The organism is Labrenzia sp. PO1 (genome assembly GCF_012273635.1).
Lineage (GTDB): Bacteria > Pseudomonadota > Alphaproteobacteria > Rhizobiales > Stappiaceae > Roseibium > Roseibium algicola.
This window is the reverse complement of sequence record NZ_JAAXCR010000002.1, coordinates 1,468,994-1,494,998: the sequence shown is the minus strand read 5'-3', so window position 1 is coordinate 1,494,998 and position 26,005 is coordinate 1,468,994. Positions and strand designations below refer to the sequence as shown.

Annotated in this window: 22 protein-coding genes; 13 read left to right on the top strand and 9 right to left on the bottom strand. The window is 60.6% G+C overall.

Annotated elements, in window-relative coordinates:
• Positions 1–34: 34 nt before the first annotated feature.
• Positions 35–2,326 carry an EAL domain-containing protein gene (locus HCG46_RS14760; RefSeq protein WP_168686609.1) on the top strand — a complete coding sequence of 764 codons (2,292 nt, stop codon included), beginning with the start codon at positions 35–37 and terminating at the stop codon, positions 2,324–2,326.
• Positions 2,327–2,437: 111 nt separating this feature from the next.
• On the opposite strand, the gene preA is transcribed toward HCG46_RS14760, so the two are convergent.
• The 3 genes from preA to HCG46_RS14745 form a co-directional block, all read right to left on the bottom strand.
• Positions 2,438–3,751, bottom strand: coding sequence for an NAD-dependent dihydropyrimidine dehydrogenase subunit PreA (gene preA, locus HCG46_RS14755; RefSeq protein ID WP_168686608.1), 1,314 nt, complete (start codon positions 3,749–3,751; stop codon positions 2,438–2,440).
• Positions 3,752–3,841: 90 nt separating this feature from the next.
• The gene (locus HCG46_RS14750) at positions 3,842–5,188 is read right to left on the bottom strand and encodes an NAD(P)-dependent oxidoreductase (protein ID WP_031268749.1); all 1,347 of its coding nucleotides are present in this window, start codon (positions 5,186–5,188) and stop codon (positions 3,842–3,844) included.
• 369 nt (positions 5,189–5,557) lie between these two features.
• Entirely contained in the window at positions 5,558–5,812 is a 255-nt protein-coding gene (locus HCG46_RS14745) for a hypothetical protein (protein WP_022999263.1), read from the bottom strand.
• 501 nt (positions 5,813–6,313) lie between these two features.
• Between HCG46_RS14745 and HCG46_RS14740 the strand changes: the two genes are divergently transcribed.
• The gene (locus HCG46_RS14740) at positions 6,314–7,111 is read left to right on the top strand and encodes a creatininase family protein (RefSeq protein WP_168686607.1); all 798 of its coding nucleotides are present in this window, start codon (positions 6,314–6,316) and stop codon (positions 7,109–7,111) included.
• Between the two features lie 13 nt (positions 7,112–7,124).
• Here the strand turns inward: HCG46_RS14740 and HCG46_RS14735 are convergent, their stop codons facing one another.
• Positions 7,125–8,060, bottom strand: coding sequence for a LysR family transcriptional regulator (locus HCG46_RS14735; RefSeq protein ID WP_031268748.1), 936 nt, complete (start codon positions 8,058–8,060; stop codon positions 7,125–7,127).
• Positions 8,061–8,237: 177 nt separating this feature from the next.
• Here HCG46_RS14735 and HCG46_RS14730 point away from each other — a divergent pair, with 177 nt between their 5' ends.
• The 6 genes from HCG46_RS14730 (at position 8,238) to HCG46_RS14705 (ending at position 14,380) form a co-directional block, all read left to right on the top strand.
• Entirely contained in the window at positions 8,238–9,248 is a 1,011-nt protein-coding gene (locus HCG46_RS14730) for an ABC transporter substrate-binding protein (protein ID WP_168686606.1), read from the top strand.
• A 154-nt stretch (positions 9,249–9,402) separates the two neighbouring features.
• Complete coding sequence (locus HCG46_RS14725) at positions 9,403–10,161, top strand: ABC transporter ATP-binding protein (RefSeq protein WP_228872661.1); 759 nt, start codon at positions 9,403–9,405, stop codon at positions 10,159–10,161.
• Entirely contained in the window at positions 10,161–11,081 is a 921-nt protein-coding gene (locus HCG46_RS14720; RefSeq protein ID WP_205838497.1) for an ABC transporter permease, read from the top strand. Before HCG46_RS14725 ends, HCG46_RS14720 begins: the two co-directional genes overlap by 1 nt.
• The gene (locus HCG46_RS14715) at positions 11,081–12,385 is read left to right on the top strand and encodes a cytosine deaminase (protein ID WP_168686605.1); all 1,305 of its coding nucleotides are present in this window, start codon (positions 11,081–11,083) and stop codon (positions 12,383–12,385) included. The genes HCG46_RS14720 and HCG46_RS14715 overlap by 1 nt, the downstream gene beginning before the upstream one ends.
• Positions 12,386–12,387: 2 nt before the next feature.
• Positions 12,388–13,794, top strand: a complete 1,407-nt coding sequence (locus HCG46_RS14710; protein WP_062491106.1) for an FAD-binding oxidoreductase — start codon at positions 12,388–12,390, stop codon at positions 13,792–13,794.
• A gap of 4 nt (positions 13,795–13,798) precedes the next feature.
• Complete coding sequence (locus tag HCG46_RS14705) at positions 13,799–14,380, top strand: NAD(P)H-dependent oxidoreductase (protein WP_168686604.1); 582 nt, start codon at positions 13,799–13,801, stop codon at positions 14,378–14,380.
• 21 nt (positions 14,381–14,401) lie between these two features.
• Here HCG46_RS14705 and HCG46_RS14700 read toward each other — a convergent pair whose 3' ends face one another.
• From HCG46_RS14700 to HCG46_RS14685, 4 genes are all read right to left on the bottom strand, one after another.
• Positions 14,402–14,806, bottom strand: a complete 405-nt coding sequence (locus tag HCG46_RS14700; protein WP_168686603.1) for a Rid family hydrolase — start codon at positions 14,804–14,806, stop codon at positions 14,402–14,404.
• A gap of 144 nt (positions 14,807–14,950) precedes the next feature.
• Entirely contained in the window at positions 14,951–16,609 is a 1,659-nt protein-coding gene (locus HCG46_RS14695) for a CRTAC1 family protein (RefSeq protein WP_168686602.1), read from the bottom strand.
• Positions 16,606–18,027, bottom strand: a complete 1,422-nt coding sequence (locus HCG46_RS14690) for a di-heme oxidoredictase family protein (RefSeq protein ID WP_168686601.1) — start codon at positions 18,025–18,027, stop codon at positions 16,606–16,608. Before HCG46_RS14690 ends, HCG46_RS14695 begins: the two co-directional genes overlap by 4 nt.
• Positions 18,024–19,208 carry an ROK family protein gene (locus HCG46_RS14685; RefSeq protein WP_208997797.1) on the bottom strand — a complete coding sequence of 395 codons (1,185 nt, stop codon included), beginning with the start codon at positions 19,206–19,208 and terminating at the stop codon, positions 18,024–18,026. The genes HCG46_RS14690 and HCG46_RS14685 overlap by 4 nt, the downstream gene beginning before the upstream one ends.
• 350 nt (positions 19,209–19,558) lie before the next feature.
• Between HCG46_RS14685 and xylF the strand changes: the two genes are divergently transcribed.
• The 5 genes from xylF to xylA all read left to right on the top strand — a co-directional run bounded on the left by xylF (position 19,559) and on the right by xylA (position 25,755).
• Entirely contained in the window at positions 19,559–20,590 is a 1,032-nt protein-coding gene (gene xylF, locus HCG46_RS14680) for a D-xylose ABC transporter substrate-binding protein (RefSeq protein WP_022999249.1), read from the top strand.
• A 137-nt stretch (positions 20,591–20,727) separates the two neighbouring features.
• Positions 20,728–22,017, top strand: a complete 1,290-nt coding sequence (locus tag HCG46_RS14675; RefSeq protein ID WP_031268746.1) for a sugar ABC transporter permease — start codon at positions 20,728–20,730, stop codon at positions 22,015–22,017.
• 24 nt (positions 22,018–22,041) lie between these two features.
• Positions 22,042–22,809: an ATP-binding cassette domain-containing protein gene (locus tag HCG46_RS14670; protein ID WP_006939086.1), complete on the top strand. Its 768-nt coding sequence runs from the start codon at positions 22,042–22,044 to the stop codon at positions 22,807–22,809.
• A gap of 149 nt (positions 22,810–22,958) precedes the next feature.
• Positions 22,959–24,410 carry a xylulokinase gene (gene xylB, locus HCG46_RS14665; protein WP_055656948.1) on the top strand — a complete coding sequence of 484 codons (1,452 nt, stop codon included), beginning with the start codon at positions 22,959–22,961 and terminating at the stop codon, positions 24,408–24,410.
• 25 nt (positions 24,411–24,435) lie between these two features.
• Positions 24,436–25,755 carry a xylose isomerase gene (gene xylA / locus HCG46_RS14660; protein WP_022999245.1) on the top strand — a complete coding sequence of 440 codons (1,320 nt, stop codon included), beginning with the start codon at positions 24,436–24,438 and terminating at the stop codon, positions 25,753–25,755.
• An 80-nt stretch (positions 25,756–25,835) separates the two neighbouring features.
• On the opposite strand, the gene HCG46_RS14655 is transcribed toward xylA, so the two are convergent.
• Positions 25,836–26,003 (bottom strand): DUF2256 domain-containing protein, encoded by a 168-nt coding sequence (locus HCG46_RS14655; protein WP_168686707.1) that lies wholly within the window; start codon positions 26,001–26,003, stop codon positions 25,836–25,838.
• Positions 26,004–26,005: the final 2 nt, after the last annotated feature.

The window sequence follows — 26,005 nt, the reverse complement described above, 5'->3', positions numbered from 1 at the left end:
TTCGCTGACAAAAGCTTGGGATTTTGAAAGCGAAATGCGCGATCTGTCTGGAAAAACAGACAAATTCGACCTGGTTCATTCCGCGGCGGAGACAGTATCCGACGAACCGCGCCGGATGACCGCGGGCGTTTTCGGCATTTCTTCCAGCCTCGTCATCATTTTGATGTTCTGCGCGGTGATTTTTTCTTTCGGCGCCGTGCTGTTCAAGGTGCTGGTCGCGGAGCGCGAAGCTGCGATGCGGGAGACCAAATCAGTCGCGCGTGTCTTCCAGAACCACAAGCAGTTGCTGTTGCGTGAAATGGAGCGCTACGCCGCTTCCAACGCCGCCTATCAGAATATCGATACCAATCTGTCGCCTGACTGGATCGAGGCCAGGTTCGGCGTCGACATGGCCCTGGATTTTGCCCACGACTACACAGTGCTTTTCGGTCCGGACAGCAAGGTCCTCTTTTCTTCCAACTTCCACGGCAAGGAGAGAGCGGAAGACTTTTCCAAGAGTATCCAGACGGGCATTACCGGCACGCTGGACAGCATACGCGGCAATTACGTCAAAGCCCTGGTCCGGTCAGAACCAGGCGAAGTCCGCTTCACCGGGGCTTTGGCCGACATTTCGGCCATCGACATCGTCGAGATCAACGATCACCCCTTCATCGTCGCGGCCTTTGCGATCGTACCGGATCCGGGTGGGATCGAAATGTCCTTCGGGCCGCCGAACGTTCTCGTCAACGCATTCGAGATCGATGCGGCGCATCTCAGCAATCTTCTGTCCAGCCTCGCCCTCGACAATCTGAAATTCGCTTCGGAAATTCCCGACGGCATGATCGGTACCCCGGTTCAGAACGGGGCCGGCACGCTGCTTGGTTATCTCGCATGGTATCCGATGAGCCAGTCGTCGGGGATCATCCTGTCTTCGATACCCGTTCTCCTGCTGTCACTCGGGGTCATTCTGACGGTGGCCCTGATTGCCCTCCGGCAGAATGCCAACGCCAGGGCACGGCTGGCAGCCCGTGAACAGGAAGCCCGTTACGCCGCCAATCACGATTCCCTGACAGGCTTCGTCACACGCGGATATTTCCACGCCACAGCAACGAAAAGGCTGGCCTTGCGCAAGGATCAGCAGCGTGGCGCCTGGATCATCTATCTCGACGTCGACAACCTCAAGCAGGTGAACGACATCTACGGGCACACCGTGGGCGACAGCCTGGTGGTCGCTCAGGCCGAACGCATCAGATCGGTGCTCGGCCCGTTCGACCTGGTCGCGCGCAGCGGTGGCGATGAATTCCTGATCCTGACGGAGCGTTGGGAAACACCGGAGCAGGCCGTTGAGGAAGCAGGCAAGCTGTTTGAAAAGCTGCGGCAGCCGTTCGACTATGAAGGCAAGCGTATTGAAACGTCCGTAAGCGCGGGCATTGCCCGCTTCCCGGAGCACGGCCAGACACTGACAGGCCTTGTTCGCGCTGCCGATATCGCCCTGCAGCGCTGCAAGATGGAGCAGAAAAGCTCGTTCCGGATTTACGACGAGCGGATGGACGACCTTCTGCGCGAACGGCGCGAGATCCGTGTGGATCTCGATTCAGCCCTGCGCGAAGAGCAATTCGACCTGTTCTATCAGCCGATCGTCGACGCCCGGTCGGGCGAACTGGCCTTCTATGAAGCCCTGATCCGCTGGCGGCATCCAAGCCGCGGCCTGGTGCCGCCGGCGATGTTCCTGCCGGTTGCCCAGGATGCTGGACTGATGCCTGTGATCGGTGCCTGGGTGCTGGAGCGGGCGCTTCACGATGCCTGCAGCTGGATGCAGACCGGCGTGTCGGTCAATGTCTGCACAAGCCAGATCCAGGCCACAGGTTTCGCGGACAAGGTCGAGGCACTGCTGCGGAAATACGACTTTCCTCCGGAAAGGCTTGTTCTCGAAATCACCGAGGACCTGATGCTGGAGGAAAGCGCGCAGACGCGGAACACCATTCTCAAGCTGCGCGATCTTGGTGTCGGGCTCGCCATTGACGACTTCGGCACCGGATTTTCCAGCCTGAACTACCTGCACAAGTATCGCTTCGACAAGATGAAGATCGACCGCAGTTTCGTGTCGCGTATCGGCGAGGACGAGGAAGCGGACATGGTCGTCCGCTCCATGCTGAGCCTTGCCCGGGTAATGGGCATGCAAAGCGTCGGCGAAGGGGTCGAGACGGAAGCACAGCGCGACTTCCTGGTGGAGGCGGGTTGCGAGTTCCTGCAGGGCTATCTCTTCGACAGGCCGCTGCCGTTCAACGAGTTGATGCCGCCTGATCCTTTGTCGCAGATGGAAGGCATCCGTCGGGCCGGCGGTTGATCTGCCTGCTTGCGGCAATCCCTTTCAAGGTTCCCTAGACTGAAAAGCGAACAAAAAAACGCGGGCAAGGGAGGATCCTGCCCGCGTTGAAGGTGACCGCCGGAGCTTTGCCTATTCGGCTGCTTCCTTGACGGCCATCGGGTTGTTCGGGTGCGTCGTCCAGTTGGCGTAGTCTTTTTCGACAGGCTTCCTGGTGCGCGGATCGATGCTGCCGGCCTCCATGGGTTCCATGGTGATGCAGCCTTCGATCGGGCAGACATTGACGCACAGGTTGCAGCCGACGCATTCCTCGTCGATCACCTCGAACTTGCGAACGCCGTCCACCATGTTGGTGATTGCCTGGTGGGACGTGTCCTCACAGGCGATGTGGCAGCGGCCGCATTCGATGCAAAGATCCTGATCGATCTTGGCCTTGGCGATGTAGTTGAGGTTGAGGTACTGCCAGTCGGACACATTCGGCACCGCGCTGCCGACAAACTGGTCGACGGACGTATAGCCCTTGGTGTCCATCCAGTCGCTGAGGCCTTCGATCATGTCCTCGACAACCCGGAAGCCATAGGTCATTGCGGCCGTGCAGACCTGCACAGAGCCTGCGCCAAGCGCCATGAACTCGGCCGCGTCACGCCAGGTGGTCACGCCGCCGATGCCGGAAATCGGCAATCCGTGGGTCACCGGGTCGCGGGCGATTTCGGCGACCATGTTGAGTGCAATCGGCTTTACGGCCGGGCCGCAATAACCGCCGTGCGCACCCTTGCCGTCGACAGAGGGGGACGGCGACATGATGTCGAGGTCGACACCCATGATCGAGTTGATGGTGTTGATCAGCGAAACAGCATCAGCACCACCCGCCTTGGCGGCCTGCGCCGGTTTGCGGACATCGGTGATATTCGGCGTCAGCTTCACGATGCAGGGCATGCGCGAATGCTGCTTCACCCAGCGGGTGACCATTTCGATGTATTCCGGCACCTGGCCGACGGCGGAGCCCATGCCGCGCTCGCTCATGCCGTGCGGGCAACCGAAGTTCAGTTCGACACCGTCGGCTTCGGTTTCTTCGACGCGGCGGAGGATGTCGATCCAGTTCTGTTCCTCGCAGGGCACCATCAGCGAGACGACAAGCGCCCGGTCCGGCCAGTCGCGCTTTACCTGCTTGATCTCGCGCAGGTTCACTTCCAGCGGACGGTCGGTGATCAGTTCGATGTTGTTGAGGCCGATCAGCTGCCGGTCCTTGCCATGGATCGCGCCGTAACGCGGACCGTTGACGTTGACCACCGCCGGATCTTCCCCAAGCGTCTTCCAGACGACGCCACCCCAGCCGGCCTTGAAGGCCCGGACGACGTTATATTCCTTGTCCGTCGGCGGCGCGGATGCCAGCCAGAACGGGTTCGGCGATTTGATGCCGATAAAATCAGTACGCAAGTCAGCCATGGTGGCTCTCCCTCAAATCGGTGGCGCCGAGCGCGTCAGCTGCTGCCGGGCGCTCAGGTCCCAGTCGCTCAGGTTTCAGGCGCGCAAGTCTCAGGCGGTCAGGGCAGCGTTAATGCTCTCGGCGGCAATCTTGCCATCCTCGACAGCGGCAACCGTGAGGTCTTCACCGCCCAGCACGCAGTCACCGCCCGCCCATACATCGGCAAGGCTGGTCTTGCGGTCCGCATCAACCACGATGCGACCCTTTTCAAGGGACAGCGCATCGCCGAGATCCGCTTGCACCAGGGTCTGGCCAACGGCCTTGAACACCATGTCCGCAGGCAGGGTGATGACTTCGCCGGTACCGGTCAGGGAACCATTCTGCTCCTGGGTCCGCTCCAGTTCAATCGCGGTAATCGCACCGTTTTCACCGACTAGACCCTTCGGCTGGGCCCAGGTCATGATCCGGACGCCGCTGGTCTGGGCCAGCTGCTGTTCGTATTCTGAGGCGTTCATCCGGTCCTGACCGCGGCGATAGGCGATCGTGACGTCTTCGGCGCCCAGCAGTTTGGTCTGGACCGCAATGTCGACCGCAGTCATGCCGCCGCCTATCACCACGATGCGCCGGCCAACCGGAAGCTGGGAAAGATCCTTTGACTGACGCAGGTCGGCAATGTAGTCGACGGCATCGATCGAGCCGCTCTTGTCTTCGCCTTCAAGGCCAAGCGCATTGACGCCGCCAAGGCCGATGCCGAGGAACACGGCATCATATTCGGCACGCAGGGTCGCAAGATCCAGATTGGTGCCGAGGCGCATTCCGGTCCGAACCTCGATACCGCCGATGGACAGGATGAAATCCACTTCCCGCGCGGCAAAGTCGTCGACCGATTTGTAGGAGGCGATACCGTATTCGTTGAGGCCGCCGGCTTTTTCGCGGGCATCGAACAGGGTGACGTCGTGACCGTGCACCGCCAGCCGGTGGGCGCAGGAAAGACCCGCAGGTCCGGCGCCGACGACGGCAACCTTCTTGCCGGTTGCAGCAGCACGCGTGAACGGCGTCGAGCTGAACTCCGACATGAAGTGATCAGTCGAATACCGCTGCAACTCGCCGATCTTCACCGGCTTGCCTTCGGCAACTTCGCGCACGCAGACCTGTTCGCACAGTGTCTCGGTCGGGCAGACGCGGGCACACATGCCGCCCAGAATGTTCTGGGCGAAAATGGTCTTCGCGGCCCCGGTCGGGTTCCCGGTCGAGATCTGGCGAATGAACTGCGGAATGTCGATGCTGGTCGGGCATGCCTGCATGCAAGGGGCGTCGTAGCAGAAGTAGCAACGGTCGGCTTCGACCTGCGCTTCGTGCTGGTCCAGCAGCGGGTGCAGGTCGCTGAAATTCTCAGCGTATGCGTCCTCAGGCAAGCGCCCGGCGGCAATGTCCGGGCCGGCTTTGGTCTGGGTCATGGAGATCTCCGGAAGGTTGGCGATCGTTTTCAAGGTGGCTTCCTTCGTTTGATGAGGAGGCTCAGGAATGCATTGGAAGAAAATTTGAACAGTTAGTCAAATTTTTTTTGGAATGATTAAAAACTTGAGGGAAAAAATCAGCAATAAAATTACCGGAAAAACAGCATCTTAACGCAAAAAAGGCGCTGTGATGAAATTTGCGCCATGGCGCAAAATCCGGCCTGACAGCTGCCTGTCACGGTGTATTGGCGGGGAAAACAGGACAGATCAACGCGCACGCACGCCGAAGAGCTCCGGCGCACCTGTGTGCACCGGAGTTGAAGCGGCCGCCAGGCAAACTGGTAGCGTTGGTTCCGGAACCGTGTCCGGTTAGTGCGAGTGGTGTGACAGGCGCAGGGGCGCTGTCTGACGGGGGCTTTGAACCCGTCCGGCCACATTCTGGAACGCGAGCACAAGACTGACTGCAACAAGAGTCGCAGGCCACAAGATCGATGTGACCAGAACTCCCAGCAGCCGCTTTGGTGTGCTCAGTCCGCTATCAAGCAATTCCGCAGACGACAGGATCAGAAACACCAGCGTAACGGCGCCATAGAGGACGGCTCCCATGAAGAACAGGAGATACATGTCGGTTACCCACCTTACATTTTACCCAATGCCGCATCCCGAGCCTCAATGCGGCGTCCTACCTCGCACATCACAAGGCAAATCTTTGGTGTAAATGTGGCCGTTTCGCTTCTGGGTAGGCATAGGTGCGCCCAAACTTTCGCCATCCGGGTCGGGCGGGTTAACCCGGAATGCAGCGCATCTCCTTGGGGAGCTCCCGCTAACTGCATGGTTAACAAAAGGTTTCCGGATTTGCAGTGGTGGGAAAATGACCGGTTTCAGCCTGTTTTCGGAACCCTGCGCCTGTGGACATGTTTGTGGACAGAAAAGGAAAATATTTTTCGATTGAGTACAAAGTGGCGGACGGATGTCGCCATATTTTGCCCCGGGTCGGTAAAGGGCTTGAAACCCACTGCACACAAAAAGGCAGCGGGCTGAAGACATAATGATGCTTTTCAAGTGTCGCCGACTTGCCTACGCCAAACAGGAACGCATCACGGCAACAGAGTTGGGGCAGCGCCGATGGCCAAGCATTTTTTCTGGAACGAATTGAATGCCTCGGATTTCGCGGCGCTTGATCCCGAGCGGACCATCGCAATCCTGCCGACCGCCTCGACCGAGCAACATGGCCCGCATCTGCCGATCGCGACCGATGTCGCAATCGCCCAGGGAATGCTTGCCGAAACGCGCAAACAGCTGCCGGAAGATCTCGATATCCTGGTGTTGCCGGTGCAGGAAATCGGCAAGGCGAACGAACATGTCTACGGCCCGGGAACATTGTCTCTCGGGGCTGAGTTGCTGATCCCCGTCTGGACCGCCATTGGCCAGAAAGTGTCGGAAGCCGGCATTCGCAAGATGGTGATCGTCAATTCCCATGGTGGCAACACCGACATCATCAGCATCGTCTCGCGCGAACTGCGCGTGCGTTACGAAATGGCTGTTCTGGTGACGCATTGGGGCCGCTTCGGCCATCCGGACGGCATGATTTCCGCTCACGAGTCCAAATTCGGTATTCATGGCGGCGAGGTCGAAACGTCCTTGATGCTGCATTTCCGGCCTGAACTGGTCCGCATGGACAAGGCCGAGAACTTCATCTCAAAAGCAGAAGAGATGCTGGAAAACTCCAAATACATCCAGCCGACGCCGCCCCACGCCCTGGCCTGGATCGCCCACGATCTCAATCCGGCCGGCGTCGTTGGTGATGCCTCCAAGGGGACGGCGGAAAAAGGAGCGGTGATCAGTGCTCATCAGGCAGCCGGTTTCATTGAGATGCTGCGTGACTTCACAGCTTATTCGCTGACCAACCTGTATAAGCCATAACGATCTTCGGATCTTAAACGGGCAGGTTGCCTTCCCGTTGCAATTCCTCCACCTGAGCAACGAGTTCCTGCAGCAGGAATTCGACGAACAGGCTCGTTGCCGCGTCCATCGAGGCTCGCGCCCGAGTAAACAGCTTCATCGGCTGGTGATGTGTCCGGGCAACGTTCAGCGGTCGGAAAACAAGCTCGCCCCGCCGGCATTCGGCCAGAACGTCCAGTGGATTGAGCAGGCTGATGCCGATGCCGCGCCGGACAAGCTGGCGAACCGTTTCCGAGGAGTTCGTTTCCAGGATCGGTTCCACCGGGATCGGCACGGACGACAGCACCAGATTGATCACGTCCCGCAGGCTGGTTCCCGATTGGGCCAGCACCAGACGCTCCTGAACCACATCCACGAGATCGACCGGCCCGGTTTCCTGCGCCAGCTTGTGTCCGGGCGGAACCACCGCACCAATGGGAATGTCGAAGGTGGCCAGCGTCCGCAGGCCCGGCGTTGCGGCAATGTTGAAGCCGAGGCCGATGTCGACTTCGCCTGTCAGGACCGGATTGATGGTCGTCGTGCCGCCGTCACTGCGCAGCTTGATGTGAACGCGCGGGTTCTTCTCGATGAACTTCGCGATGATTTCCGACAACGGTCCCGAAGCGAGGCCGACGGTCGTCACCAGCGAAACCTGGCCGGCCTGCGGCATTTTCAGCGCCCGGATCCGGGTCTCTAGCCTGGCATAGTCTTTCAGAACGCCCCGGATATGTTCAACGCACAGCTCTCCAGCCGCGGTAAGCCGCAGCCCGCGCGGCAGGCGCTCGAACAGGGGAACGCCGAATTCCTCTTCGAGGGCAAGGATTTGCCGGTTGATGGCGGAGGACGACACATTCAGCCGATCAGCTGCCTTCCGAATGGAGCCGCAGCGCGCGATCTCATCCAGGTAAAGCAGCTTGCGGGAGTGGAGCAGGGCCAAGAAGTGCCTCCTTTTTGTGCATGCGGCACAATTGATCGTCAGAAAAGATAGCGATGACAATAAGGCATCGCTGCAGGCGAATTTTGATGCTTTTCAACGTGCGCTGCAAGGGATCAAATATTTTCGGAAATGTGCGGTTTCACGGTAGTTTTTTTTACTGGAGGGTACGAAATGACAGTTTTCCCATTTGCGAAGACGCTTCTCGCAGCGGTTCTTCTCACCGGAACCGCCACTCACCAGGCATTGGCGCTGGATGAGGTCAGCTACGGCACCAACTGGCTCGCGCAGGCGGAACACGGCGGGTTTTACCAGGCCGTTGCCGACGGCACCTACGAGAAATACGGCCTGAAGGTCACGATCGCGCCGGGCGGCCCGCAGGCTGCCAACGATGCGCTGCTGATTTCCGGCAAGATCGATTTTTACATGGGTGGGACGCTGAAGGGCTTCGACTACGTCAAGGAAGGCATTCCGCTGATCAACGTCGCCAGCATCTTCCAGAAGGATCCGCAGATCCTCGTGGCGCATCCCGATCAGGGCATCGACAAGTTCACCGACCTTGCCAAGCTTGAAACCATCTACATGGGCAAGGACGGCTACGTCACCTATTTCGAGTGGATGAAGAAGAACTTCGAAGGCTTCTCCGACGCCCAGTTCAAGCCTTACACCTTCAACCCGGCTCCTTTCATTGTCGATCCCAAGTCCGCGCAGCAGGGCTATCTGACCTCCGAGCCGTATGAAATCGAAAACCAGGCGGGTTGGGCGCCGAAAGTGTTCCTTCTGGCTGATGAAGGCTGGACGCCCTACTCGACCATGATCACCACTTCCAAGGCGCTGGTCGAGGAAAACCCGGATCTGGTGCAGCGTTTCGTCGATGCTTCCATCGAGGGCTGGTACAACTACCTGTATGGCGACAACGCCGCGGCAAACGAGTTGATCAAGAAAGACAACCCGGAAATGACCGACGGTCAGCTCGCCTATTCCCTTGCGAAGATGAAGGAATACGGCATCGTGGATTCCGGCGACACGGAAGAGAAGGGCATCGGTTGCATGACCGACGAGCATTTCAAGGCGTTCTTCGATACGCTGGCCTCGATCGCCGTCGTGGATGCCTCTCTTGACTACAAGCAGTCCTACACCACGGACTTCGTCTGCAAGGGTGTCGGCCTCGACCTGAAGAAGTAAGGCCGGTTTGGCAAATACATTCCGCTTCGCGCCACGGCGTGCGAAGCGGCCGCCTCCAGATGCAGAGTTGAGCATGGTCATCGCCGAACAGGGCAGCGCAGAAACGAAGACGCCGTCGGCCCGCAGTGTGAAATCGTCCCGCCCGCTGGTGGCGATGGATAATGTTTCGAAGGTATTCTCCAACGGGACGCTGGCCCTTTCCGGCATGTCCATGACGGTCCGGCCCGGAGAGTTCATAAGTTTGCTGGGGCCGTCCGGTTGCGGCAAGTCGACCGCGCTCAGGATCATCGCCGGCCTTGGCGGCGTATCGGAAGGCGAAATCGACTGGCCGAGTTTCCGCATCAACTCCAGAGGGCTGCCTGACGGCGACATCAGCTTCGTGTTTCAGGAACCGACGCTGATGCCCTGGCAGACCGTTTTCGGCAACGTCTACCTTCCCCTGCGCCTCAAGGGCATCTCGAAGAAAGCGGCATCGGAACGGATCATGACCGCGCTGGAAAGCGTAGGCCTGAAGGACTTCGCCGATGCCTATCCGCGCGAACTTTCCGGCGGCATGAAGATGCGTGTCTCCATTGCGCGTGCGCTGGTAACCGAGCCCAAGCTGCTGTTGATGGACGAACCCTTCGCGGCCCTTGACGAGATCACGCGCCAAAAGCTGAATGACGATGTGCTGGCGCTCTGGAAGGCGACAGGCATCACGGTGATCTTCGTGACCCATTCCGTTTATGAATCCGCCTATCTGGCAAACCGGATCGTGGTGATGAAAGCCCGGCCGGGCCGCGTGCATTCGGACTTTCCCCTGCACACCAGTCTGGAGCGGGATGCGCAGTACCGTACCTCCGAGGAGTACAGGCAGGCCTGTGCGGAAGTCTCTGCCATGCTGTCGGAAGCCATGGGAGGCGAGGAGCACTGATGACCGCACCAGCAAACGAAACACTGGCACCCGCCGACGTGCTGCAGGAACCAGACAGCGAAGCGCAGGTCGCGCGCAAAAGGCTGGCATCAGCAGCCAAGCTGCCGACAAAGGAAAGCGCTGCCGCTGCCAAGCGGCGGGAGCGTATCCTGACGGTTCTGGTGCCGATCTTCGTCATCGCAGGCTTGATCGCGCTCTGGCAGGTCATGGTCACCGTGAATGACATTCCCCACTACATTCTTCCCGGCCCGGGACTGGTGGTGAATTCGCTGATGTCCGACTGGCACATCCTGCTGCCCGCCCTTTGGGTGACGACCAAGATCACGCTTGCCTCCCTTGCGCTGGCGTTGATCGGCGGTGGCGGCATGGCGATCCTGCTTGTGCAGTCGCGCTGGATCGAGACGGCGCTCTATCCGATCACCGTTATCCTGCAGGTCACGCCGATCATTGCGATCGCGCCGTTGATCCTGATCTACGCTCCGTCAACACAGGCAGCGCTTTTGATTTGCGCCTTTGTCGTCGCCTTCTTCCCGATCCTGTCCAACATGGTGCAGGGCCTGAAAAGCGTGGATCACAACCTCCTGAACCTGTTTGAACTTTATGGCGCCTCGCGCTGGCAGACGCTGATCTATCTGAAGCTGCCGGCTTCCCTGCCGTATTTCATGACCGGCCTTCGCATCGGTGGCGGTCTTGCGTTGATTGCGGCGGTCGTTGCCGAATTTGCGGCCGGATCGGCCGGTGCAGGCTCGGGACTTGCCTTCCGCCTTCTGGAATCCCAGTTCCGGCTCAATATTTCACGTCTGTTCGCAGCGCTGTTCCTGCTTGCCAGCCTGGGTGTGCTGATCTTCGCTTTGACGTCCTTCATCTCCTGGTGGACACTGCATCGCTGGCACGAAAGCAGCCTGAAGCGGGAAAACTGATGACACTCGACCTTCCCAAAACCGGCCGGTTCGCGCTGCGCACCGCAACTCTGCCCGCTGCAGTCACGCCGGGGTTGGCGCTTCCTGCGCGCGAGGGCCTGTCGTCGGCCGATCTGATCATTTCAGACGGGCGCATTGAGGCCATCCTACCGGCTGGGACAGCCCCCGCGGACATAGAAAGCGTTGATCTGCAAAGGCGCATGGTCTGGCCCTGCTTTGCCGACATGCACACCCACATCGACAAGGGCCATATCTGGGACCGGCAACCCAACCCGACCGGCGATTTCGACGGTGCACTTGCCGCTGTCAGGGCCGACCGGGAGGCAAACTGGACGGCCAGGGACGTTGAAACGCGCATGGACTTCTCCCTGCGCTGTGCCTATGCGCACGGGACCAGCCTCCTGCGCACCCATCTCGACAGCCTGGCACCGCAGCACCGGATTTCCTTCGAGGTGTTCGCCGACATGCGCGAACGCTGGAAAGACCGGATCGCCCTGCAGGCTGCCGCCCTGTTTCCGATCGATGCCATCGATGACGACGCCTATTTTTCCGACCTGGTGGAGGTTGTCGTGGCAAACGGCGGGCTGCTTGGCGGCGTGACCTTCCCGTTGCCGGATCTAGACCGCAGGCTGGATATCCTGTTTCGCACGGCCGCGGACAACGGCCTCAATATCGACCTGCATGTTGATGAGACCCAGGATGCCAACGTCCTGACGCTGCTTGCTATTGCGGAAGCCAAGCTGCGCAACGGGTTCGAAGGCGCGGTGACGGTCGGCCATTGCTGTTCCCTGGCGCGCCAGGACGACGACAAGGCCAAGGCGACAATCGACAAGGTGCGGGAGGCAGGCCTCTCCGTCGTTTCCCTGCCCATGTGCAACATGTATCTGCAGGACCGGCACCCGGGCCGCACGCCACGGTCGCGTGGCGTTACACTGCTGCACGAACTGCGGGCCGCAGGCGTGCCGGTGGCCGTTTCATCGGACAATACCCGCGATCCTTTCTACGCCTATGGCGATCTCGACATGGTGGAAGTGTTCCGCGAGGCGGTGCGTATTGCGCATCTGGACCACCCGCTTGATGATGCGGCCAAGGTGGTCACCAGCCTTCCGGCCGACATCCTGCAAGTCCCCGAAGTCGGGCGGATTGCCGAGGGGCTGGGCGCCGATCTTGTCATCTTCAACGCTCGAAGCTGGAGCGAATTTCTGTCCCGTCCGCAGGCGGACCGCATCGTGATGCGGAATGGCATGGGCATCGACCGTCGCCTGCCGGATTATTCTGAACTTGACCCGCTGACGAAAGGCTGACCATGGCCGATTACGAGACAATCAAGGCCGAACTTGATGGCATTGCGGTTGAGGACAATCCGCGTCTGGTTCAGGCCAAGAGCCGTGACTTTTATTGGTATTCGCCGGTCCTCAAGGCCCAGCTCGACAATGTCACCGGAGATCTTCTGGTCTCGCCGAAAAATGAAGCGGAAGTCATAAAGGTTCTGAAAACGGCATTTGCGCACGGTGTGCCGGTCACGCCGCGTGGTGCGGGCACGGGCAACTATGGCCAGGCGATGCCACTGTCCGGCGGCATCGTGCTTGATATGTCGAAGATGGACGAAGTCAAGGAAATCGCACCGGGCCGGGTTGTCTGCGGTCCGGGCATCGTCATCGCAAAGCTCGACAAGATTACAAAAGAACATTCGGGCCAGGAACTGCGCTTCCATCCTTCAACCGCGCAAACCGCGACCATTGGCGGCTTTATCGCCGGTGGCTCCGGCGGTGTCGGTTCGGTTCACTGGGGCGGCCTGCGCGATCTCGGCAACATCCTGCGCCTGCGCATCGTGACCATGGAAGCCGAACCCAGGGTGATCGAGCTGTCCACCTGGGACCTGCAGAAGGTCAGTCATGCCTATGGCACCAACGGTATCATCACCGAAGTCGAAATGCCGCTGACAACGGCTCATGACTGGGTGGACGTGATCGTCGGCCACGAAACCTTCATGGACGCGGTCGTCTTTTCCGACAAGCTGGCACGCAGCAACGGTATTCTGCTGAAGGAAGTCGCCCCGATTGCTGCACCCATTCCGTTCGATTTCTTCACGCGGCACAAGCCCTGGCTGAAGGAAGGCGAGGCGGTCACCGTGCTGATGGTGGCGCCGCATTCCATGTCGGCAATGCTTGCGCTTGCGGAACGGATGAAGGGCGAAGTGCGCTTCCGGTCGGACGAAGTGGAAAGCATGAAGGGCATTCCGCATGTCTATGAGCTTGCCTGGAACCACACGACACTGCGGGCGCTGAAATTCGACAGTTCCTTCACCTACCTGCAGACGCAGTATCCGGGCCCGAACCACGTGGAGCTTGTGCGCAAGACCACCGAAATGTTCCCGGGCGAGATCTTCGGACACCTAGAGTTCCTGCGGTTCGATGGTCAGGTGCAATGTTCTGGCCTTCCCCTGATCCGCTACACGACGGAAGAACGGCTGGACGAGATCATCCGGCTGCACGAGGAAAACGGTTGCCGGGTGTTCAACCCACATCGCTACACCCTTGAAGAGGGCGGCATGAAACAGACCGACCAGGTCCAGCTCGCCTTCAAGAAGGAGACGGACCCGGAGGGATTGCTCAATCCGGGCAAGATGATCGCCTGGGACAATCCGGACTTCGACTTCAATTCCGGCCAGAACTATCTTTTCCCGGGCCTTCAGGCCTTTGCCGAGGCCTGATCAGATGCGCGTACTGGTTCTCCATTCCCACCCGCAGGAGCACAGTTTCGGCCGGGCGCTCTATCACAAGACCTGTGAAAGCCTGGCGAAGGCCGGGCATGAGGTCGACGGCTGCAATCTCTATGAGGAAGGGTTCGACCCCGTCCTCTCCGCCCGCGACAGGGACATCTATCACACGGTCCCCGACAACCGGGAGCTGGTCGACAATTACTGCGAGCGCCTGCTGGCGGCGGAAGGTCTGGTCATCTGCACGCCGGTCTGGAACTTCGGTTTTCCCGCGATGTTGAAAGGTTACTTCGATCGTGTCTGGCTGCCAGGCGTTTCGTTTCATCTGGAAGACGGCACCTTGACGCCGACCTTGCGCCATATCCGAAAGATGGCGGCCGTCATGACTTATGGCGGCAGCCGGTGGCGGGCGTTTCTGGTTGGCGATCCGCCGCGCAAGGTGGTCAATCGGGTCATCCGGGCACAGATCAAGATTGGCGCATCGGTGAAATATCTGGCCCATTACGACATGAACAACTGCACCCCGGCCTCGACCGGTGCCTTTCTGGAGAAGGTCGGCAAGGAAATGGAGCGGTTCTGACACCGCTCCAGGCTGGCTGGGCTAGAATACCTTCGCCGCGGTCACTTCCACTTCCACCAGAAATTCCGGACGCGTGAAGCCGCCGACCACCAACAGGGTCGAGACCGGTTTCAGCGCTCCGGTGTAGCGGTCTCGAACGGCCATATAGTCCGCGAAATCTTCCCGCCGCGTGACAAAGCCGGAAATGCGGATGACGTCTTCGAAGCCCATGTCCGCTTCCTTCAGGATCGCGGCGATGGCGTCGAAGCAAACTTCGGCCTGACCGGTCACGTCCGGCGGAATCGTATCGTCCAGCCGGATACCGAGCTGGCCGGAGGTCACCAGAAGGCTGGCGCCGGGTGGCACGTAAAGGCCGTGATTGTACTGCCCAAAGGGTGTTCGAACAGAAGGGGGATTGAAGGATTTCTTGTCGGTTGGACCGGCCATGAGCGCAGGTTCTCCAGAAATTGCATCTTGTCATGCATGTTCCGGTATAAGAGCCGGAAAGTCATTGAAAAAATGCAGCTTTTCTGAATTTACGATCGTCTCGCGAACCAGTTATTCAGAACCGGAAAGGTGCCTTGCCGGGGCCTACTCCGGATACCAGAGCTTTGCCTTTTCCGCACCCCGTTCAATGATCACGTGACCGTTGGCAAAGACCCTGTAGCCGTGGCTCCAGTCGCCGTCCGGCCATTTGATTCGCACGTTGGCACGTTCCGCTACACCCAGGCCGAAGTGAACGAAGCCCATCTGGCCGGAGGCATGGCCTGCCCCTACCTGGATGTCCTTCACCACGGTCCGGTTTCCCGTCTTCACGCTGATCTTGGCACCCACTGCGCGGGAGTTGGGTTTGCCCGGCTGGCGCACGTCCACAGCCAGCCAGTTGCCGAGCTGTTTCGGTTCTTCTGCCGTGCCCTGTCCGGTATTGCGGAACAGGCTCACCGGTCCGGATCGGTTGACGACAACCAGATCCACCAGTCCGTCGGCGTTGAAATCCGCCAGACCCGCACCGCGTCCGCGCCGGTTCAGCGCAATCCCGGCGGTGTCGCCGGTTTCCACAAAGCGGCCGTCCCATTGGCCGAGCAAGAGATTATCCGGGTCATAGGCCGCGAAGTCGGGCATGGCTTCCACATTGCCCTTGGCAATGAAGAGGTCCCAGAGCCCGTCATTGTTGACGTCCTGAAACTCGGAATGCCATCCGGTTGAGGGTTTCAGGTCTTCGCCCGCATAGGGCCGGTGCGCAGTAACGCCGAGGTCGAAGGCAATGTCCTGATAGACCGGCACGGTCTCGTCCGATTCCGGATCGAGTTTCTGCAGCTTGGTGTCGCCCATGCTGGTGAGCGCATACTCGGGAAAACCGTCCACATCCAGGTCGATAGACGCAATGCCCATGCCCCAGATCTTCAGGTGTTGCCAGCCATCGGACTTGCGATAGGGGCGAGGCGGCCTGCCGGGCGCAATAGCCCAGAGCTGCTCCTCGCCACCGCGGTAATATTGCCGGTCGTTCGAGATCCTGAGCGCCGGTTCGCCGGAGCGGTTCCAGTCTGTGAACAGCATCGACAAGCTGCAATATCCCGGCGACAGACGGGTTGCTTCCGCGTAGAGCGGGCTGCCGTCCTCCGCCTTTTCCGGCCGGAACAGGAAGTTGTCGTGACAGGTGCCCCAGGGCGAACCGGGGGCAGAACGATCGACATAATTGCCAAAGGCAAGCGTTGGATAATCGAGCCCTGGTTCGTAGGTGGCGGAAAAGGAAGTGCTCCATTCGCGGCCGCCGTCGAAGCCAAGAGCCCGGTTGGCGACCTCGAAGGTACAGGCGCCCTTGCCTTCCAGGATCAGGTTTTCACCCAGGCGCAGCACGACGAGATCCAGAATGTCGTCGTTGTTGATGTCGAGCGGATAGGCGCCGAGCACGTCGGTGGCCTGTTTTTCATTGAGGCCTGTTTCCACCGCGGTGAATTTCAGCGCACCTGCCACACGGCTTTCGTTGCGAAAAAGCTGCGCCGGGTTCTTGCCGCCGGCAAAGAACAGATCCGGCTTGCGGTCGCCATCGCAATCGAAGATCGCGGTGCCGCCGCCAACGAAGAATTCCCACGCACCGTCATAGGAATGCTCGATGCCCGCAGCCGAAGCCTCTTCCACAAACGAGGGGACGGGCGCAACGGAAACCTGACGGGTGTCGTCTGCCAGAGCCGGGGCCGCGAGGCTTACGCTCAACAGCGCACCGGACACGGTAAGGCTGAAAGGCTTCATTCCGCGATCTCCAGGCTGCGCAGGAAGGCGATGATCGTCTGCTGCTCTGTTTCCGTCAGACCTGCATAGGCCTTGCGGCTGTCGGAAGCAGCGCCGCCATGGGCCAGGATCGCCTCTTCCAGCGTCGTGATATCGCCCCGGTGCCCATAGGGCGCCGTGCTGCCGATGCCCCAGAGTTCGGACGTGATGAAAACGTCGCGCGCAACAAAGCGTTGGGCCAGCAGTTCATTGCCGAAGGTGTCATTGGCCGCATCGGCAATCGTGTGGCGCTTCAGGTCGCCGTAAAGGGGAACCAGCACCCGGCCCTGGTCATCGCGCGGCAGGGCCTTCACCCAGTCCAGCGTGCCGAGGTCAAGTTCGAGCGGTGCCTTCACGTCGCTCTGGCGCAGGGTACCGGCGGTGTCGAACGGGCCGGGATCCTGAAAGATGAGGCTTTCGAGCGGCAATTCGGGAATGTGGCACGAGCTGCAGCCGATGGTGCCGAAAAGCGCTTCTCCCTTTGCCGCCGCCTGCTGCCAGACATCCGGCAGATCCTGTTTTCGGGTGGGCGCGGGAAGGGTTGCCTGGAAAGCGACCAGCGCCGAGATCTGACCCGGCGAAATTTCGACCGTATGGCCATCATCGTCGAAGTCGTCCGATCCTGTCCACTCGGCGCCGAACCGCTCGACCGCCTGTATGCCATGATGATCGTTGGTGGCGTTCACGCTGAACTGACGAAGCGAGGCAAAGACACCCTTCTGGCTGAAAGGCCGCAAGGTCAGGTCGTCGTCGATACCCTCGAGACGGGAAACGTCCAGTGTCCCGTCAGGAAAGGCGGTCAACTTGCCGAAGGAGACCCCCTTCGTTTCCAGGCTGACGGTTTCTTCCTGACCGCTTTTCCGCACCCTGGCCAGCAAATCCGTCCGCTGGCTGCGCAGGTCCGTGGTCATTTCCCGGGCAAGCAATTCGATCAGCCCGGCTCCCTGAAGCGCGACCGTGTTGCGCTCGTTGGAAAACTGCGGATCCGTGGTGTCGAAGTCGGCGCTTTCGAAGCCTTCGGAAACGAACACGTTTGCTGTGAACGCACCGGAACCACCGATCACAGGCTCGTTGTGGCAGGAAGAGCAGGAATTGGCGTCCATTCCAGCAAGACGCTGGAACGCCTGCGGTGCCTTGCGGCGCACTTTTGTCGGCACGATAGCCCGTGTCGCGTCCGGTCGGCCTGCGCCATCCAGTGTGGTGAACTTGGCCTTGAACAGCTCTTCTCCAAGCGGCTGCAGCACGGTGATCGCATCTTCACCCGATTGCGCCAGGGCGTCGATATCGACGTCTTCCTTGATGGCCCGTTCGCTCCAGGGTGCGGGATCGGCAAGTGCTGATGCAGGCAGGGTGATGCCGAGGACGAGAGCAGAGACTGCGAGCCGGGATTTGCCTGTCATGCCGTCGCCTCCTTGCGGTCGAGCCGCGCTATGCGGCCTGAGGGCGGAGTTGCGTTGCCGAGAAAATCCTTGTCGAGACGTTCCATCGACTGGGCGATCAGGCCGCTGCGAATGAAGTCCTCATTCCACGGCATCACGTCCAGGGAGAAATTGTTCCTGAGATCGGAAACGAGAGCCTCTTCCAGCCCTTCCCACATGCCTTTTTCCATGAAGGAGAAGGCTCGCATCGCAGCGCCGGTCAGCACCACGCGCTTGGGGTCGATCATCGCAATCACCCGGGCAAGACCATAGCCCAGAACCCGGCCTGCGTCGTGAAACGCGTTGCAGGCGTCCTTGTCTCCCGAGCCGGCCAGTTCGATCAGCCGGGCAAGGCCGCTGACGCCCGCCTTGATGGTGCCCGGATCGGTGTTCTCCGGCAGATGAGAGGCAGCCCGCACCAGCGCGTAATCGGATAGATACGCCTCAAGGCAGCCCTTCTTGCCGCATCGGCAGAGCGCCCCGCCGGGCAGATGGTTGGCATGGCCGAACTCGGCGGCCGTGCCGCTTGCTCCCGAAAACAGCCGGTTGTCGAGGTAAAGCCCCATGCCGACACCGTAATCGAGCATGATCACGGCAAATGTCCCGCTGTACTTGTTCGGGTCCGACCAGTGCAGCGCTTCGGTGATCATGTTGGTGTCGTTGGAAATGTAGCAATCCGCCCCGAAGGCTTCGTGCAATGGACCGACGACAGGAATCTTGCGCCCGGCAAAGGCGGGGCTCCAGGCAACGACGCCGGTTTCCGTTTCAACGACACCCTGTGCGGCAACGCCGATTTCCCGAACCCGTGACGGGCCGATGCCGGCCTCGTCGAGGAACTGCCTGATCGCGGTGATCAGGGTTTCGGGAAAGCTGTCGGCATCTTCGGTGGCGCTGTCAAAATGGCTGCGCCTGTCGCACACCACCTCGCCGGCGAAATTCACCAGCGACAGGTCGATGTTGTTGACCGAAAGACGGACGCCAACCGTATAGACCGCGTCCGGCTTGAGCTTCAAAAGGGTGCGTGGCCGTCCACGCGCCTGGGGTGTTTTGGGCTCCTCGCTCTCCAGGCTCAGGATCAATCCCTGGTCCAGAAGATCGGAGGTGATGGCCGTCACCGTCGCGGGGCTCAGCCGTGTCATCTGGCCGAGATCTATCCGCGCCATAGGGCCGTTTCGGCGCAGGGCCTGTAGAACAATACTTCTGTTTTGCCGCCGGATCTGATCCCGGTCCGCCTTGCGTGTCATGCTCGCTCAGCTCTTCCCAAGGTGTTTCCTCTGTCCCGGGTTTCTCCCGGTTTTCCTGCTTCTCACCGGGTGTGTCAAACCCCGCGGAACAGTGTTTTGCAAAACCATGTTGACAGGAGCAGCGCTTTCCTGCAACTTTTTTTCGGGCACCAAAAAAAATAACAATAAGGCTGTCCTTTCTGAAGGCGCCTCGAAAAGGCGCTTCGACACTGACGCATTTCAGGCACATCCGTCCGACGTGGGATGCGCCAACTGGAGGAAACATCGCAATGCGTAAAATCACCACTTTGCTGGCGGGCGCTCTGCTGTCCGCGACCGCACTGAACCTGGCCCACGCAGAAGACGTCATTGTCGGCGTGAGCTGGTCCAACTTCCAGGAAGAACGCTGGAAGACTGACGAAGCCGCCATCAAGGGCGCCCTTGAGGCAGCCGGTGCGACTTACATTTCCGCCGACGCGCAGAGCTCGTCCGCAAAACAGCTTTCCGACGTTGAGGCACTGATCGCACAAGGCGCGACTGCCCTCATCATCCTGGCGCAGGATTCCCAGGCAATCGGCCCGGCCGTGCAGGCTGCTGCCGACGAAGGCATCCCGGTTGTCGGCTACGACCGCCTGATCGATGATCCGCGCGCCTTCTACCTGACCTTCGACAACGTCGAAGTTGGCCGCATGCAGGCTCGCGCCGTTCTGGCTGCCGCGCCGAAGGGCAACTACGTCATGATCAAGGGCTCCCCGACCGACCCGAACGCGGACTTCCTCCGCGGTGGTCAGCAGGAAGTCCTGCAGTCCGCAATCGATGCGGGTGACATCACGATCGTTGGCGAAGCCTACACCGACGGCTGGCTGCCGGCGAACGCACAGCGCAACATGGAACAGATCCTGACCGCCAACGACAACAAGGTCGACGCGGTTGTTGCTTCCAACGACGGTACGGCCGGCGGTGTTGTGGCCGCTCTGACCGCACAGGGCATGGACGGCATTCCGGTGTCCGGTCAGGACGGCGACCATGCCGCTCTGAACCGTGTTGCAAAGGGCACGCAGACGGTTTCCGTCTGGAAGGACGCTCGTGAACTTGGCAAGGCCGCCGGTGAAATCGCCGTCAGCCTGGCCAGTGGCACCGAGATGGGCGGCGTCGATGGCGCAGCTGCCTGGACGTCTCCGTCCGGCACCGAGCTGACCGCCAAGTTCCTGGCACCGCTTCCGGTCACCAAGGACAACCTGACCGCGGTCGTCGATGCAGGCTGGATCTCCAAGGATGATCTGTGCCAGGGCGTCGAGAACGGCCCGGCTCCCTGTAACTAATAACACTACGCTTAATGTGCGGCCCCGGTTACTGTTAACCGGGGCCGTAATAACAGGGACAGCTGCTGCGAAAGCCGCTCCCCGGGATGGGCCACCCGATGCGTAAGCGTAATGGTCTCCAAGCAGGAGTAACCTCTATGTCTGACACCGCACTGTCAGGGCCCAAAAGCCCGACAGCACGAAACTTGTTTGCCGCATTGCAGCTGGACACACGGCTTCTCGGCATGATCGGGGCGTTCATCGTCCTGTGCCTGGTGTTCAATGTGATTACGGATGGCCGGTTCCTGACGCCGCGCAACATCTTCAACCTGACGATCCAGACCGTGTCCGTTGCCATCATGGCCACCGGTATGGTGTTCGTTATCGTCACCCGCCACATCGATCTGTCCGTCGGCTCCGTTCTGGCGACCGTTGCGGCGGTCATGGCGGTTGTCCAGACCGATGTCCTGCCGCCGCTGCTCGGCCTCGGCAATCCGGCTATCTGGATCCTGGCCATTCTGGCCGGTGTGGTTGTTGGTGTGCTGATCGGTGCCTTCCAGGGCTGGATGGTCGGTTATCTTGGCATTCCGGCCTTCATCGTGACGCTTGGTGGCCTCCTGGTCTGGCGCAACGTTGCCTGGTTCATCACCTCCGGTCAGACGATCGGCCCGCTCGATGAAACCTTCACCATGATCGGCGGTATCGGCGGCACCATGGGCGAAACGGGATCGTGGATCTTCGGCGTTCTGGCCGTCGCCGTTGCGTTGTGGATGCAGGTCTCTTCGCGCCGCCGCAAGGCTGCGCATGGGTTCCCGGTCAAACCCGGCTGGGCGGAAGTCACCATGGGTGTCATCACGACCGGGGCAATTCTCGGGTTCGTCTGGGTGCTGAATGCCTATGACATTCCCACCGCCCGTCTTGAGCGGATCTTCGAGGCCCGGGGCGAAACCATGCCGGAAGGCCTGGTCATGGGCTACGGTATTCCCTACTCGGTGCTGCTTCTGATCGTGGTTACCGTCGTCATGACCATCGTCGCACGCCGCACCCGTCTCGGACGCTACATCTTCGCAACCGGCGGAAATCCGGATGCCGCGGAGCTTTCCGGCATCAACACCAGGTTTCTGACCGTCAAGGTGTTTGCCATCATGGGCGGCCTCAGCGCGCTCGCAGCCGCTGTCGCGGCCGCACGCCTCGGCTTTTCGACCAACGACATCGGCACGCTGGACGAACTCAGGGTTATCGCCGCGGCAGTGATCGGCGGCACCGCGCTTGCCGGCGGTGTCGGCACGATCTACGGCGCCATCCTGGGCGCGCTGATCATGCAGTCATTGCAGTCGGGCATGGCCATGGTCGGCGTCGACGCCCCGCTGCAGAATATCGTCGTGGGCACCGTGCTCGTCATCGCCGTCCTCGTCGACATCATCTATCGCAAGCGCACGGGAGACTGAGACATGGACGCGCCTCTCGTAGAAATGAAAGACATGTGCATCTCCTTCGGCGGGGTGCAGGCCGTGGATCATGTCTCTGTCGATCTTTATCCGGGTGAAGTCGTGGGTCTGCTTGGCCACAACGGTGCCGGCAAGTCGACCCTGATCAAGATCCTTTCCGGTGCCTACAAGGCCGACAGCGGCGAAATCCGCATCAACGGCAAGGAAGTGCACATTCACTCGCCGCGCGACGCGCGGGCGCAGAACATCGAGACCATCTACCAGACGCTTGCTCTGGCGGATAATCTCGATGCCGCGTCCAACCTGTTCCTCGGCCGTGAACTGACCTCGCCGCTCGGCTTTGTCGACGACGATGCCATGGAAGCGGAAACCCGCAAGATCATGGGCCGGCTCAACCCGAACTTCAAAAAGTTCCATGCGCCGGTGAAAGCCCTGTCGGGCGGTCAGCGCCAGTCGGTGGCCATTGCCCGCGCGGTCTATTTCAATGCCAAGATCCTGATCATGGACGAACCGACCGCCGCGCTTGGCGTGCATGAAACGCAGATGGTGGCTGAACTCATCCAGGAACTGAAGAAACAGGGCCTCGGCATCTTCCTGATCAGCCACGACATCCACGACGTTTTCCAGCTTTGCGACCGTATCGCGGTCATGAAGAACGGTCAGCTAGTCGGCACCGCCCGCACGACCGACGTCACTGATGACGACGTGCTCGGCATGATCATTCTGGGTAAATGCCCGGAAGGGGCGATCCCGGGTCCAGGTGCTCTTGTGGACGATACAGTGGTCGGATAAACCGACAGGACCCGCGGGCTCTTGCCCGCGGGACTTCCTCATGGTTTGAACAGATGGCCTGGCCCTGTTCGGACGGTGTGGACCCTCATGCCGACACCCGGTCACGGGCCATCGGCATTCTTTTTGATTGTTTTTGAGGAACGCACCTCATGTATATCGGCCTCGATATCGGTACCAGTTCGGTCAAAGCCATTCTTCTTGGTGAGGACCAGTCCCTGATTGCATCGGCAACCGCGGAGTTGACGGTCCAGCGTCCCCATCCGGGCTGGTCGGAACAGGACCCGGACAGCTGGTGGCGGGCTTGCGAAACCGTTCTGGACGCGCTCAAGGCGGAAGCGCCGAAGGCCATGGCCGCGGTGCGTGGCATCGGCTTGTCCGGCCATATGCACGGCGCCACGCTTCTGGATGCCGCCGGTAAGCCGCTGCGCCCCTGCATCCTGTGGAACGACGGCAGGTCGGGCAAGCAGTGCTCGGAACTGGAAGCGGCCGAGCCGAAATTCCTGACGCTCGGCGGCAACCGGGTGATGCCGGGCTTCACCGCGCCGAAGCTGCAGTGGGTGCGCGAGAACGAGCCGGAAATCTTCGCCAGAACCACCATGGTTCTGCTGCCCAAGGACTATGTCCGTTTCAAGCTGACGGGCGAGTACGTCGGCGAAATGTCCGATGCCGCCGGAACGCTCTGGCTGGATGTCGCCAGACGCGACTGGAGCGACGCGCTTCTGGCCGCCACGGGCCTCACCCGTGAGAACATGCCGCGCCTTGTCGAAGGCTCCGAAAGCTCGGGCACACTCAAGGCGGATCTTTGTGGCCGCTGGGGTTTCGACGCCGCTCCGGTGGTGGCCGGCGGCGGCGGCGACAATGCCGCATCTGCCTGCGGTGTCGGTGCGGTCGATCCAGGCTCGGCCTTTGTCTCGCTCGGGACCTCCGGCGTGCTGTTCGTGACCAACGACCGCTTCTCGCCCAACGTCGACAGCGCGGTTCACGCCTTCTGCCATGCCGTGCCGGACACCTGGCACCAGATGGGGGTGATCCTTTCGGCAACCGACAGCCTCAACTGGCTCGCAAAGGTACTGAAGCGCAATCCGGGTGAACTCACCGGTCTGGTTGGCAATGTGGAAGGGCCTTCGCCCGTTTCCTTCATGCCTTATCTCGGCGGCGAACGGACGCCGCACAACGACGTCGACATCCGCGCCGGCTTCTTCGGCATTTCCCACGGAACCGACGATGCCGAACTCTGCCACGCGGTACTCGACGGTGTCGCCTTTGCGCTAAAGGACTGCCTGGAAGCGCTCAGCGTTGCCGGCACCGGTATCGAACGCGTTCTGGCGGTCGGCGGCGGGTCTCGCTCGACGGTCTGGCTGGAGATCATCGCCAGCCTGCTCAATGTTCCGGTCGACGTTCCGGTGGATGGCGACTTCGGCGGCTCGCTTGGCGCGGCCAGGCTCGGTCAGGCCGCCGCGCTCGGTAGCACCGAGGGCATTTTCACCAAGCCGGCCCTCAAGGCCAGCATCGATCCGGTGCCGGCCCTCACACAAAGATATGCCGAAGGCTACGAGCGCTGGCGCAAGCTTTATCCGGCGCTCAAACAAGCCGGCTTTTAGGAAACATATTCAAGGAGATGACAACATGAGCACTGGGTTCTTCGGCGATCTTCAGCCGATCCAATACACCGGGCCGGCAAGCACCGAGCCGCTGAGCTATCGCCACTACAACAAGGACGAGGTCGTCCTCGGCAAACGCATGGAAGACCATCTGCGTCTTGCCGTGTGTTACTGGCACAGCTTCTGCTGGCCGGGGTCCGATCCGTTCGGCGGCGAAACCTTTAACCGGTCCTGGATGGCGGCTGGCGGCGATCCGATGGAACAGGCCAAACTGAAGGCAGACGTTGCCTTCGAGATGTTCCAGATCCTGGGCATGCCGTTCTTCACCTTCCATGACCGCGACGTCGCGCCGGAAGGCCGGACGCTTGCCGAAAGCAATGCCAACGTGAACGCGATTGCCGACATCTTCGAAAAGAAGATGGCCGACACCGGCATCAAGCTCCTTTGGGGCACGGCCAACATGTTCTCCAACCGCCGCTTCATGGGCGGTGCGGCCACCAATCCGGATCCGGACGTCTTCGCCTATGCCGCCGCACAGGTGAAGAACGCAATGGACGTCACCTATCGCCTCGGTGGTGAAAACTATGTGCTCTGGGGTGGCCGCGAAGGTTACGAGACCCTGCTCAACACCAACATCAAACAGGAGCTGGACCAGTTCGGCCGCTTCCTCAACATGGTGGTTGAGTACAAGCACAAGATCGGCTTCAAGGGCACGATCCTGATCGAGCCGAAGCCGCAGGAACCGTCCAAGCACCAGTACGACTACGACGTCGCCACCGTCTATGGGTTCCTGAAGGCCTATGGGCTGGAAAACGACGTCAAGATGAACATCGAGCAGGGCCACGCCATTCTGGCTGGCCACTCGTTCGAGCACGAGCTGCACATGGCCCGTTCGCTCGGCATCTTCGGGTCCGTCGACATGAACCGCAACGACTATCAGTGCGGCTGGGATACCGACCACTTCGGCATGAACGTGCCGGAACTGGCGCTCGCCTACTACGAGATTCTGATGGCGGGCGGCTTCACCACCGGCGGCACGAACTTCGACGCCAAGCTGCGTCGCCAGTCACTCGACCCGGTCGATCTGATCCAGGCGCACGTCGGCTCAGCCGACGCGATTGCCCGCGGTCTGAAGGCCGCGGCAGCCATGATCGAGGACGGCCGACTGAAGGGCTTCGTTGATGACCGTTATGCCGGCTGGCAGAAGCCGGAAAACGCCGACATCCTCAAGGGCGGCTCCTCGCTCGAGACATTGGCCGAGCGCGTTCACAAGGCCGACCTGGAACCGCAGCCGAAATCCGGCAAGCAGGAATACCTGGAAAGCCTGGTCAACCTGTTCGTCTGAGGACTGCCTGCACACAAGAACGGAGGTCACGGGGACCGCGACCTCCTTAATTCGACTGACCGCTTGGCTGGCAGACTGCCTCAGCCGCGCATTTCCGATGAAGTCCCTTGTTTCGCGTCCTTGTTGCGCCTGCAGCGTTCGGAGCAATGGCGCACCTCTTCCCAGTCACGGGCCCATTTTCGACGCCAGGTGAAGGGGCGTCCGCAAGTGGCACAGAGCTTTACCGGCAGATCCCCTTTCTTGCGCATCT